Source organism: Pseudarthrobacter sp. AL07 (assembly GCF_029960665.1).
GTDB lineage: Bacteria > Actinomycetota > Actinomycetes > Actinomycetales > Micrococcaceae > Arthrobacter.
Genome location: NZ_JASBRB010000003.1, coordinates 97,102 through 108,770, shown reverse-complemented (window position 1 = coordinate 108,770; position 11,669 = coordinate 97,102). Strand labels below are relative to the sequence as shown.

Here is an 11,669-nt window from a genome sequence, read left to right as displayed (position 1 = left end):
GCACACCACGCGGGTGGTGTGCAGTTACCAGGTCCCGACGCGGGACGCCAGCGTGGAGAACCAATCGTTCAGGGCGTTTCCAAAAAGGGTGACGCCGGCGATGATGAGCAGGGCAATGAATGCGACGAGGAGGGAGTATTCGGTGGCTGTTGCGCCCTTTTCGGAAGAAAGTCGGTCTTTGACTCCGCTCACAAAGGCGAGGACGGAGACCATCAGTGTTGTCATTGTGAATTCCTTATTTTGGTCAAAGCTCGTTGAGTCTGCGGCCAAGTCCCACCTCCGCTCGACGGGATCGCGGCTTGGATTGGAAACTCTCGGTGGCGTGCCGCGCCGTTCCAGGAACTGGAGCGGCACGCCCCGGGAAGTTTCAGTTACCAGGTGCCGACCCGCGAAGCGAGCGTGGAGAACCAGGCGTTGAGCGCGTTGCCAAAAAGCGTTACGCCGGCAATGATGAGCAGGGCGATGAATGCGACGAGGAGTGAGTACTCCGTTGCCGTTGCACCTTTTTCGGAGGAGAATCGATCCTTTACTCCGGCTACGAAAGCCATCATTGAGACCATAAGAGAAGTCATTTTATTGTCCTTAATTCGATGAAATTGATATGGATACTTTCAACGAATTTCCAGCTGCCCCCATAATTCCCTAGCGGCTGGACTTCGCTAAGAAAAGATTGGCACTGGGCTTTCACGGCAACAATGCGTAGCGGTACTCGAATTTCTAAGGGATGTTTTTCCGGCATACTCGGAACAAGAACCGGAGTACTCACCTCTGAACGGAGAGTGAGCAGATCACTACTTAGGCGGGATGCTGCAACTCCGCCAGTCTGGGCTCAGGCCACCCCTGGCGAGCTATCCGAAGAAGAGAGCTATACCCACCGCTGAGGCCAGCATTGAAGGGCCATGCGGCACCTCGGAGGGGCGTTCTACGCGGGTTCTGCGTACTACCAAGAGTGCGATAACTCCGTTGAGGATGAAGCCCAGCAGGCCGCCATAGAGGAGCTGGCTCCACCCTAAGTACCCCAAGTAGAGGCCGATCGGCGCCGCAAGCTTTACGTCGCCCATTCCCATGCCCGCAGGCGAAATTAACGCCAGAATCAGGTAGGTGGCAAACAGAATTGCAGCGCCACCCAGTGCGCGAGCGAGGCTGGACCACTGTTCCCCGCTAAAGGCGGCCCCTAGAAGTAAGAAAAGGCATCCTGTTAACAGCAAAAGAACCAGCGGATTCGGCAGCAAATGCAGCGAGATATCAATTCGAGCCAGTTGTACACCCAAAATGACGAAGAGTAGAAAGGCCGGCAGCGCAGGGTCGGCGCCGAAACGGAGTGCGAAGGCTCCGCTGAGGGCTCCGGTGATCGCCGCCGTCGTGATCCTTGCTCCCCGACCGGGCATCGGGCCGACGCGGGGGAGCAGCTTTGCGATAAGCAACTCAGCCAACGGTGAGGCGATGAGTCCTATCAGGCCGATGACGGCCACAAAAAGTGGTCCTGCTAAGCCAGCGTCGCCCCAAGAAGTCACTGCATCCCCTGTTATGTCGGCCCGGCGGAATTACTCATGGGTGTCCGGCTACCCCATTTTGACCCTGAGGCCAGGTTCAAGCTAACATTGGTAGTCGTTGTGCGTGTCCTTTCTCGATGATGCGTGCCCGCTTGAGAATCCGGTTGCAGGATGACTACTCAACGAGCACATTCGGGACCTCAGGATTACTGGTTACATAGAGCCCTCACCTCTGTTCCGGTAGCGCATAGATAGTAGGTGCACACGCTTGAGTGACACCTAAACAAGAACGCCAGAACAAGAACGAGGCAAAAACCGTGCGTACGTACACCCCGAAGCCCGGCGATATCAACCGCCAGTGGCACGTCATTGACGCCACAGACGTTGTCCTTGGTCGTCTTGCGAGCCAGACCGCAATCCTGCTGCGCGGCAAGCACAAGGCCACCTTTGCGTCCCACATGGACATGGGCGATTTCGTCATCATCATCAACGCTGAGAAGGTAGCCCTGACCGGCGCCAAGCTGGAGCAGAAGCGCGCATACCGCCACTCCGGCTACCCGGGCGGCCTGACCTCCGTCAACTACGCGGAACTCCTGGAATCAAACCCGGTTCGCGCCGTTGAGAAGGCCATCAAGGGCATGCTTCCCAAGAACTCCCTCGCTGCACAGCAGCTGGGCAAGCTGAAGGTGTACCGCGGTGCAGAGCACCCGCACGCCGCCCAGCAGCCCAAGACGTTCGAAATTTCCCAGGTCGCCCAGTAGTCCTGGCCACCAAACAACTTATCTATACAAGGAGAATCGTGGCTCAGAACGAAGAGACCACCGAGGCCGTTGTGGCTGAGGAAAACCCGACCAGCTACACCTCGGAGAGCGGTCCTGCAGAAGCAGAAGCGCCGAAGAAGGAACGCCCGGCACTGACCGTCGCCGGCGCCGCAGTTGGCCGCCGGAAGGAAGCTGTCGCCCGCGTGCGCATCGTCCCCGGCACCGGCAAGTGGACCATCAACGGCCGCGCGCTGGACAACTACTTCCCGAACAAGCTGCACCAGCAGGACGTCAACGAGCCCTTCAAGATCCTTGATCTTGACGGCGCCTACGACGTCATCGCCCGCATCCACGGTGGCGGCATCTCCGGCCAGGCCGGTGCCCTGCGCCTCGGCATCGCCCGTTCACTGAACGAGATCGACACCGAGAACAACCGCGCCACCCTGAAGAAGGCCGGTTACCTGCGTCGTGACGCACGCGTCATCGAGCGTAAGAAGGCCGGTCTCAAGAAGGCCCGTAAGGCTCAGCAGTACTCCAAGCGCTAATTCCGCTCGCAAAGAAGCCCGTCCCGCCATTGGTGGGGCGGGCTTTTTTGCGTGCGCCGACATGGGTGCCGCTTTTGATGGTGCAGGCGCTCTTGTACCCAGTCAGCGACAGCGCGGCCCTATCTGCGCAAGTCGTATACGGTGATACCGTCAATATGCTGCGGCGTGACGGTATCAGAAGCCCATTTCTGGATGGCCAAGAGTTCGCTGCTGAGGCCTGGCACTTTTAGTTGCTCGGGCTGTACAACCAAGTAGCAAAGTTGCCCGTTCTGGGCTATTTCCTTGAATTGTTCAAGGGTTGGCGTAGCGTCCAGGGCGGCAAAGCCGCCGAGCGGCATAACCGGCCTCCCCACCTCCAGTTGGAAGCGGGCAGCAGTCTGCCCTGGATAAGTGGCAGCGGCCCAGGTGCAGCCCGGCGAAGCGTTTCTAATGTAGGCCGACAGTGTAGGGCTGGGTGTGACACCTATTGCCAAGCCAGTTGCCCATGCGGGGTCATTGCGCTTGACGCCGTCCAAGAACCGGCTGATGGTGTTGGGGCTCCGGGAGAGGCCGCCTGAGAGCGGATTGGAGCCCTGCTGTGGAGAAGTCAAAGTCAGCATGGAGCATACTAGGGGCCCAACTAGCAAAGCGCCGATACCGAGACTGGCCGCGACCGGCGTAACCCACTTGAAGGGGGCCGGCACCGAGAGCGCTGCTGCGCCGATCAGCCCGATAAGCAGCAACGCCGTCCCCACAGCCTCAGGATAGGACGCACTGACCTGCCACATTGCGTGTGAGAATAGCGAACTGAGCACGATGGCGGCCGCGATCCCGATACGCTGCGGAATCGACCTAGCCGATGAAACTATCATCTGGCTTCCCAGCCCGATGCAAAGTGCCAAGGGCGCCGCTATTGAGGCGGTGTAGTACGAATGAATGCTATTGCCCATAAAGCTAAGCACAGCGTACGTCGAGATCATCCAGGTTGCTGCGGCTACTGCAAATATGGGTCGACTGGCCTCACTTCGTCGACGGACGGCCTGAACCGCAATGATGGCGCAGACCATCAGTGCTGGCAGCAGCAGCCAGCCTGACTCCTGACCATAATTGGAGTTGAATAAACGGAAAAAGCTGGCGTCCGTAGTGATGCTCTGGAATTCTTGAGGGGTCAGTGCTGCCGAGGGTCCGTCCCCCGACTGGACAATTCTATCGATTCCGTTGTAACCCATAGTCAACTCGAGCATGCTATTAGTTGTTGACCCCCCCACGTACGGGCGGGAGTTAGACGGCGTAAGGTCAACGGCTAGCGGCCATGCAAGAGCGCCAGCTGCTAGAAGCAGACCGGCCAGAACCAGCGAGACCGCGCGTTTCCGCCAGCTCTTCTGGCCGTACAGGCAGAACACAATGGCGATAGCTGGCAAGACAAGAAACGCCTGAAGCTGTTTCGCGAGGAAGCCCAGAGCCAGAAATCCGGCCGCTAGGTATAGATACCGGACCCGCCCTGACTCTGTTGCTCGGATGCCTGCATAAATGGCCAATAGCATCAGGAGCACCATCAGTGGATCAGGGTTGTTGTAGCGTGCGAGAAGCACTGTGATGGGCGTGCTGGCGAAGACGGCGGCCGAAAGGAGGCCAGCATAGGACGGAAGGTGCCGTCTGGCCAGACGGTAAATTAGAAGCGTGCTACACGAGGTCATCGCCGCCTGAGGCAGCAGCAGGGCCCATGTGTTCAGTCCGAAGAGTCGGACGGACAAGCCCATGATCCAAAGGCTGAGAGGCGGCTTATCGACTGTTATTGAGTTGCCCCAGTCCGCAGATCCGAAGAAGAATGCTGCCGGGTCATGAAGGCCAGCCTGCACTGCCGCCGAGTAGTAGGGGTTAGCCCATCCGTTCGCTGCCAATCCCCAAATATATAGGACGGCGGCTCCAACCATAATTAGCACGAGTGCTGGAAGTTCCCACCAAGGCCTGCGGAGGAACAAGCGAGAGTCACTGAGGGCGGCAATATCTCTATTCCGTAAGGTCGTAGATTGTGACACCGTCAACTTCTTCTCCCTTGTAGTTGGCGTGGACCCAATCCGTGATGGCGGCAGCATCCATTCCAAGCGGTACTCCGTCAAGGATTGGTTGTTGCCATATGAAGTAACCGATCTTCTGCTTCTGGACCAGGGTCTTGAACTGTTCGAAGGTAGGGGCGGGGTCCTCACCCAGCCACCCTCCCAGCGCGATAACCGGCCGGTTAGAGGCCAACTGATATTGGGCCGCGTTCTGGGCGGTATAGGTGGCCGCCGCCCATTTAGCCTCGCTGGTTTCTCTGAGAAGTGTCGTCACGCCGTCTGCTGGCGTAACCCCGTATCCGAGATGGCGTGCCAGGGGAGGATTCCCGAGACGGGCTGCCTCAAGGTGTGCCGACAGTGCGTCAGGATTGTTGGCCACCGGCCCCGACAGGGGATTGGTGCCCGACTGGGGTCGAGTTAAGGTAATAACGTCCGTTGCCACTGGAGAAATCACCATGGATAACATCACCAGGGCCATGGCAGCGACGCGCGCGAGCGGCCGTGCTGCCAAGAGCCACCCAGCCGTGGCCAGACACGTGGCGCATGCGACGACGAGCGGCCACAGGCCCCAATCGTTGCTGTACTGGAAAATGCGGAATGCGATATATCCGGTCCCGGACACAAGGACAGCGCCGATAAGGCGGGGAACTCCTCGATGCCTCAGATTCCACAGAACCTGGATTCCCAAAGGAACCACGATGGCGACGGGAGCCGCGATGGAAAAAATATAGTACGTGTGTGTCATCGTGCCCATGTAGCTCAGGACAAGGTAGACGGTGACCAGCCACACAACGCCAACGGCCATCAGACGTGAACCCTGTCTGCCGCTCCCTGACTGTCGCCACAGCACTACCAACGCGAGGGCGCAAATCAGCGCGGTGAAAAGTAGCCACGCTCCTTCGGGAGCAAAATTGGCGTTAAAGAGACGGCCCGGGCCGCCGTCGTAGTTCATATCGGACGGGACAGGGGCTTCCGCGGTCCCAGGCTGTGAATCCGCGCTGAACCGAAGGAAACGAGCCAGGCCGTTGTAGTCCAGCGTCAGTTCGAGCATACTATTCGACGCGGATCCGCCAACATAGGGTCTGTCGGCGGCGGGGGTCACATCCACTATGGTCATCCACCAGCCGCCGCTTATTACCATCGCCGCTAGCGTTCCTAGCAGCCGGAGGAGGCGCGCCCCTATGGTGCCGACGCCAAGTAGAAGCACCGCGAGGAGGAGTGCGGGAATCACCAGGAAGGCCTGGATCTGCTTTGCCATGAACCCAAGGCCCAGGGCTGTCCCGGTCAGTAGGAACCAGGCCCAGCAGTTGTTGTCCATGGCCCTGAGTGCGAAGTAGACGGCTGCCACGGTCAGTAACCCCATAAGCGGCTCAGGGTTGTTGAACCGCGACATCAGCAGCACTACTGGGGTGGTGGCGTAGATGAGACCGCCCAACAATGCGATAGCGGCAGGGTGGCTGCGGCGGATGACTTTGTATATCAGCCAGGTCGTGGCTAGACCCATGAGAGCCTGGGGAACCAAAATGGCCCAAAAGTTCAGGCCGAACAGCCGCACTGACAAGGACATGATCCAAATACTCAGGGGGGGCTTGTCGACAGTGATGAGGTTGCCGGCATCAAGTGAGCCGAAGAAGAAGGCTTTCCAGTCCTCGGATCCGGCCTGCGCCGCAGCGGAGTAGTAGGGATTCGCCCAGCCATTGCGGTCCAGCCCCCATAGGAACGCTGCCGCTGTGCCCAAGAGGAGGACTGTCAGACCGATTTGCTCCCACGGCAGGCGATGCCGGGCAGTATCATTCGCGCGAACCGGGACCTGGCTCGCTTCTTTGATGCTCAACGGACAGACTGTCCGGCAGGCCGTAGTCCGAGCACCGCGGACCGTTCGTCCATTTGGCGGACGCGGAACACCCAGATCCGGAGGAGCACAAACCTCATCAGCGTTGCGAAAACGTTGGCGGCCGTCAAGGTGAGTAACTCCGTACTAGGTGCGGCATTGACGTTGATCGAATGAAGGATCAGAAGCGAAGAGGACGTAATTCCCCAAGCCAGCAGGAAGACGATAAGGCCTTGCAATTGCTGCGTAAATAACCGTCCGGGGCCGCTGATGCCGAAGGTGAACCGGCGGTTGGCCGCCGTGTTGCCGACAGCTGTCATTAGCAGGGCCAGGAAGTTTGCCTCTTGAGAGCTGAAGGGACCTTGGAGCACCAAATAGAGCAGCGCGAAGGCGAGGGTCGAGACAGCTCCCACCAAGCCAAACCGGATGACTTGCCCGAAGAAACTTGGCCGCGCGGGCGGAACGATTGGCCGGCGGCCAAGCTCGGCATAGATGGCCTGCACAGGAATTGTTCCCCTGATCAGGGAACCAGCGACCCGGACCATGCCGCGAAGATCGTCGTAAGCAGTCTGTTTGAGGTTAACGCGGCTGTCCGGATCATCAACCCAGTCCACGGGAATTTCGTGGATGCGCAGCCCGGATCGTTCGGCAATGATCAGCAGCTCAGTATCAAAGAACCAACCGTTGTCCTCAACATGCGGAAGCAGGCGTTTTGCCACGTCGGCCCGTATTGCTTTGAAGCCACACTGCGCATCCGAAAACCGGACCTGCATTGTCCGCCGAAGCAGGAAATTATACGAACGCGAAATGAATTCCCGCTTCGGTCCGCGACTCACACGCGAGCTCTGTCCCAGCCGGGTGCCGATGGAAATATCCGAATGACCCGAAAGCAGCGGCGCCACCAAGGGTGGCAACGCCGCCAGGTCAGTGGAAAGGTCGACATCCAGGTAGGCGAGGACTTTCGCTTCCGAAGCTCCCCAAGCATCCCGGAGAGCGTACCCCCGTCCCTTTACTTCCAGACGGCGGTAATGCACATGAGGCAACTGCTCACTGAGCCGAGCGGCAATCGCTGGTGTTCTGTCAGTGCTTGCATTGTCCGCAATGGTGATTTTCCACGCCGAAGGCATTTCGAGCGTCAGATATTCGGAGAGCGTCGTGATGCTGTTTTCGAGTACCGCTTCCTCGTTGAAAACCGGTACTACAATTTCGAGCGCCAAGCCCCCATAGCTAGGTGTCATGAATGGATCGTAGAGGTCCAAAGATCTTGCTGGCGAGAGTTCCTTCAAAAGTCGAGTACTCAGCCGCAAAAACCAAGTAGTGCGAGGGACTCTAGACCAGCCAAGGGTTCGGCTACCTACTTACCCGGGTGGTGTACTTCACGGGGCGTTGCCGAGGGTTTCATCTTAGAACCGCGAAGAGATCGCAGCCATTTTTCCGCAGGTTTCTCTACGAACTCGTGCAGGAGGCCAGAAAGTGCAATGGAGGCAAATATCACGATGACCGCGGCCATCAATGCATCCCCCACAGGCTGCTCGCCGATGAGAGGTCTGACCACTCTCAGTACGAGCTCGTGAACGAGGTACAGCGCGAACGACCACTGGCCGAGACGCACCAGCGCACTCGAGGCGAGTCTGCCGCTACTGCCCGATAGATCTCGGCTCGCTGACGCAGAGATGACCGCAAGGAAACCGGGGATCATGGCTAAGTTGGCGTAGATAACAGGCAGACCACCGGATGTCCCCATGAAGATCAGCGACACAGTGGTCAAACCAACCAGGGAAATCGCTGATAGTCCAATCGCGTGCACAAGACGAAACCGGGGGCGCCAGCCACGGTTCATAACCGTGGCCAGGCACATGCCGAGGACGAACTCTCCGAGGCGGTAGAGCGGCATGGTTCCCAAGAGATAATCCGCTACCGAAAACGATGCGAAGGAGGACAAGCTTAGACCTACCAGGGCAAGAGCCACCAGAACGCCTCCAGCAATCCAGGCCACTGACCGATGACTGCCAAGCTTCCGAAAAAGGAGCGGAAACAGTAAATAGAAGAATGCCTCGCACGATAACGACCAAGAAACCCCGTTAAACGATGTCAGGAAAGGGCTGCCCGGGATCCACGCCTGGGTTAACGTTACAACGAACGGCACCGCCGAGAAAGTAGCTGAAGACGTGGCGCTCAACAACGGAATCCAGATCGAGGCGATCATGGTCAACATATGGAGGGGCCAGATCCGAGCGAACCGATTCCAATAGAACCGCCCCGATCGGACATCGGAACGGTAGGACCATGCGAGGACAAATCCGGAGAGAATGAAGAAGAAAGTTACACCAGTGAACCCGTACCCGAACACAGCTAGGCCGTCGCTGAGCTGGGGGACATAGATTCGCAAGTGGTAGAGGACCACCGCCATCGCTGCGAAAAAGCGAAGCCCCGTCAGACTGTTCAATTGAGTGCGAATTGTCGGCACGCCCTACGTCCCCCTCGCCGTCGTTACCAACTGCTGCAGCGAGCATACTCGCATCATCGAGAATTCGGTCAGGTCAAGCCCGGGGCGACGGAGTCTAAATGGGGCCGCATGGCTCCGGCAGTGACATCTACGACGTCACGGCCGGCATCCACGATGGCGGCCGGTCTCAAACAGGCCAGTAACGCTCCGCATTACTCCAAGGGCTATAACCGCTTACTCGGGAGCCCGTCTCACGTTTGGTGCGGAGTTTTCCTACCATTGCAATTGATGACTTGTATGAACTAGCTTTACGTCACACGACCACTTCGAGTGGACCCGGGACGTCACTGTTAGGTGGCGTCCAAGTGTGGATATGAGCCATGCGCCTCCTTGAACAAGGACTCGCCCATGGCTACTTGCACCAAGATCACCTATCCGACCGTTTGGGACGCAAACCGCGCGCTCCGAATCATCGTTCTCAAAGGCTCCTCATCGGGCGGCAAGCAGCCCGCCAGCGTCCACCCATGTGGAGACTGCCAGGGATGGCATCTGACGTCGAAGCGGGCCAAGGGGAAGGCAATCAAGTGGCAACTCCATCTTCAGGACCACGGTAAGGGACAGACCAATCTGGTGTCCCCCTGACCAGTCGTTTCAAGCGCCCAAGCGTCCATCACCTAGACTTATCCACGATGTCTAGATTATTTGGAACAGATGGTGTCCGGGGCCTGGCTAACGGCCTGTTGACGGCCGAGCTGGCTATGAAGCTTGCCCAGGCGGCCGCCGTCGTGCTTGGTCATGACCGCAATACCAACGGCACCCGGCCCCGTGCCGTGGTGGCGCGTGACCCCCGCGCCAGCGGGGAATTCATCGCCGCCGCTGTGGAGGCAGGGCTCTCCAGCTCCGGTATTGACGTCTACGACGCCGGTGTCCTTCCGACTCCCGCGGCGGCGTACCTGGTGGCAGACCTCGACGCCGACTTCGGCGTCATGATCTCGGCTTCCCACAACCCCGCTCCTGACAATGGGATCAAGTTCTTCGCCCGCGGCGGCCAGAAGCTCCCCGACGATGTCGAGAACGCCATCGAGGAACAGATGAGCAAGGAGCCCGTGCGGCCCGTCGGCAGCAACGTGGGCCGGATTCAACGCTTCTCCGACGCCGAAGACCGCTACGTCGTCCACCTCCTGCAGACGCTCCCGCACCGCCTCGACGGCCTGAAGGTTGTCCTCGACTGCGCCCACGGCGCCGCCAGCGGCTGCTCGCCCCAGGTCTTTAAGGACGCCGGCGCCGACGTCCTGGTGATCGGCGCGGAGCCGGACGGCCACAACATCAATGACGGCGTCGGTTCCACCCATCTCGGTCCGCTCAAGGCCGCGGTGCTGAAGCACGGCGCCGACCTGGGCATCGCCCACGACGGCGACGCTGACCGCTGCCTCGCCGTGGACCACGAAGGCACCGAAGTGGACGGCGACCAGATCATGGCAATCCTGGCCGTCGCCCTCAAAGCCTCAGGCAAACTCATCGACGACGTCCTGGTTGCCACCGTCATGAGCAACCTCGGCCTCAAGATCGCCCTCCGCGAAGCGGGCATCAGCATCCGCGAAACAGCGGTGGGGGACCGCTACGTTCTTGAAGGCATGCGCGACGGCGGATTCAACCTCGGCGGCGAGCAGTCCGGCCACGTGATCTTCGCCGACCACGCCACCACCGGCGACGGCGTCCTTACCGGCCTGCAGCTCGCTGCGCAGATCGCGCTGACAGGCAAACCGCTCAAGGAGCTCGCCACTGTGATGACCAAGCTCCCGCAGGTACTCATCAACGTCAAGGGCGTGGACCGCAGCCGCGTGCATAGCTCCGAGGTGCTGGCAGTGGCCGTGGCCGAGGCCGCAGCCGAACTAGGCGAGACCGGACGTGTCCTGCTCCGCCCCTCAGGCACCGAGCCCGTAGTGCGGGTCATGGTGGAAGCCGGCGACGAAGCCACGGCCCAGTCCGTCGCCGAGCGCCTTGCCCAGGTTGTCCGCACCGAGCTCGCGCTGGAGCTGGTGGCGGACTGACCCGGAAAGCACAAAAAAGAATGGCCGGCCTCCGCAGGGAGACTGGCCATTCTCCTTTGTCAGCGGTCGCTGACCTTCAGCGCATCCCGGATTTCGGTAAGCAGGGCGATCTGCGGGTCTTCCGCAGCCTCTTCCTTGACGTCCTTGTTGATTCCCAGCTTGCGGTTACGGAGCTCGATCATGTGGTTCATGGGAAGTACCACCACGAAGTAGATGGAGGCGGCCACCAGCACGAAAGAAATGATGGAGGAGATGACGGACCCATACATGAATCCCTCCCACTGCATCTCTTCAACGCCCTTGGCATTGAACAGACGTCCGATCAGGGGCGTCAGCAGGCCCTGGACGATAGAGGTCACGACGGAGCTGAATGCGGCACCCATCACAACGGCTACAGCAAGGTCAACGACATTGCCCTTCATAATGAAATTCCTGAATCCTGTCAGCATGAGTACCAAGCTAGCGCATCGCCGTTCACAGCGGATGACGCACTGAAACACATCAGC

General features: G+C 59.4%; 11 protein-coding genes. 3 read left to right on the top strand and 8 right to left on the bottom strand.

Annotated features, from left to right (window positions below; translation table 11 throughout):
• Positions 1–24: 24 nt before the first annotated feature.
• From QK290_RS04080 to QK290_RS04070, 3 genes are all read right to left on the bottom strand, one after another.
• Positions 25–225, bottom strand: a complete 201-nt coding sequence (locus QK290_RS04080) for a Flp family type IVb pilin (protein WP_282329444.1) — start codon at positions 223–225, stop codon at positions 25–27.
• 146 nt (positions 226–371) lie between these two features.
• Positions 372–572, bottom strand: a complete 201-nt coding sequence (locus QK290_RS04075) for a Flp family type IVb pilin (protein WP_282329443.1) — start codon at positions 570–572, stop codon at positions 372–374.
• Positions 573–848: 276 nt separating this feature from the next.
• Complete coding sequence (locus tag QK290_RS04070) at positions 849–1,472, bottom strand: prepilin peptidase (protein ID WP_282329442.1); 624 nt, start codon at positions 1,470–1,472, stop codon at positions 849–851.
• Positions 1,473–1,810: 338 nt separating this feature from the next.
• On the opposite strand from QK290_RS04070, the gene rplM reads away from it, so the two are divergent.
• Entirely contained in the window at positions 1,811–2,254 is a 444-nt protein-coding gene (gene rplM / locus QK290_RS04065) for a 50S ribosomal protein L13 (protein ID WP_058931751.1), read from the top strand.
• A gap of 38 nt (positions 2,255–2,292) precedes the next feature.
• The gene (gene rpsI, locus QK290_RS04060) at positions 2,293–2,799 is read left to right on the top strand and encodes a 30S ribosomal protein S9 (protein WP_056344277.1); all 507 of its coding nucleotides are present in this window, start codon (positions 2,293–2,295) and stop codon (positions 2,797–2,799) included.
• 119 nt (positions 2,800–2,918) lie between these two features.
• Here rpsI and QK290_RS04055 read toward each other — a convergent pair whose 3' ends face one another.
• The 4 genes from QK290_RS04055 to QK290_RS04040 all read right to left on the bottom strand — a co-directional run bounded on the left by QK290_RS04055 (position 2,919) and on the right by QK290_RS04040 (position 9,133).
• The gene (locus QK290_RS04055) at positions 2,919–4,712 is read right to left on the bottom strand and encodes a glycosyltransferase family 39 protein (protein ID WP_282329441.1); all 1,794 of its coding nucleotides are present in this window, start codon (positions 4,710–4,712) and stop codon (positions 2,919–2,921) included.
• A 76-nt stretch (positions 4,713–4,788) separates the two neighbouring features.
• Positions 4,789–6,573 carry a glycosyltransferase family 39 protein gene (locus tag QK290_RS04050; protein ID WP_282329440.1) on the bottom strand — a complete coding sequence of 595 codons (1,785 nt, stop codon included), beginning with the start codon at positions 6,571–6,573 and terminating at the stop codon, positions 4,789–4,791.
• A gap of 92 nt (positions 6,574–6,665) precedes the next feature.
• A complete protein-coding gene (locus tag QK290_RS04045; protein WP_282329627.1) occupies positions 6,666–7,904 on the bottom strand; it encodes a bifunctional glycosyltransferase family 2/GtrA family protein in 1,239 nt (412 codons plus the stop codon).
• Between the two features lie 116 nt (positions 7,905–8,020).
• On the bottom strand, positions 8,021–9,133 hold the full coding sequence (locus QK290_RS04040) for an acyltransferase (RefSeq protein WP_282329439.1): 1,113 nt from the start codon (positions 9,131–9,133) through the stop codon (positions 8,021–8,023).
• 668 nt (positions 9,134–9,801) lie between these two features.
• Between QK290_RS04040 and glmM the strand changes: the two genes are divergently transcribed.
• Positions 9,802–11,163: a phosphoglucosamine mutase gene (glmM, locus tag QK290_RS04035; RefSeq protein ID WP_282329438.1), complete on the top strand. Its 1,362-nt coding sequence runs from the start codon at positions 9,802–9,804 to the stop codon at positions 11,161–11,163.
• A 59-nt stretch (positions 11,164–11,222) separates the two neighbouring features.
• Here the strand turns inward: glmM and mscL are convergent, their stop codons facing one another.
• Positions 11,223–11,612 (bottom strand): large conductance mechanosensitive channel protein MscL, encoded by a 390-nt coding sequence (gene mscL, locus QK290_RS04030; RefSeq protein WP_282329437.1) that lies wholly within the window; start codon positions 11,610–11,612, stop codon positions 11,223–11,225.
• Between the last annotated feature and the right edge of the window lie 57 nt (positions 11,613–11,669).

Bases quoted from the DNA above. Each gene is read 5' to 3' on its own strand.
- QK290_RS04055 (WP_282329441.1), bottom strand. From the start codon at position 4,712: ATGGTTGGAGCCGCCGTCCTATATATTTGGGGATTGGCAGCGAACGGA.
- QK290_RS04075 (WP_282329443.1), bottom strand. From the start codon at position 572: ATGACTTCTCTTATGGTCTCAATGATGGCTTTCGTAGCCGGAGTAAAG.
- QK290_RS04080 (WP_282329444.1), bottom strand. From the start codon at position 225: ATGACAACACTGATGGTCTCCGTCCTCGCCTTTGTGAGCGGAGTCAAA.
- mscL (WP_282329437.1), bottom strand. From the start codon at position 11,612: ATGCTGACAGGATTCAGGAATTTCATTATGAAGGGCAATGTCGTTGAC.
- QK290_RS04045 (WP_282329627.1), bottom strand. From the start codon at position 7,904: ATGACACCTAGCTATGGGGGCTTGGCGCTCGAAATTGTAGTACCGGTT.
- glmM (WP_282329438.1), top strand. From the start codon at position 9,802: ATGTCTAGATTATTTGGAACAGATGGTGTCCGGGGCCTGGCTAACGGC.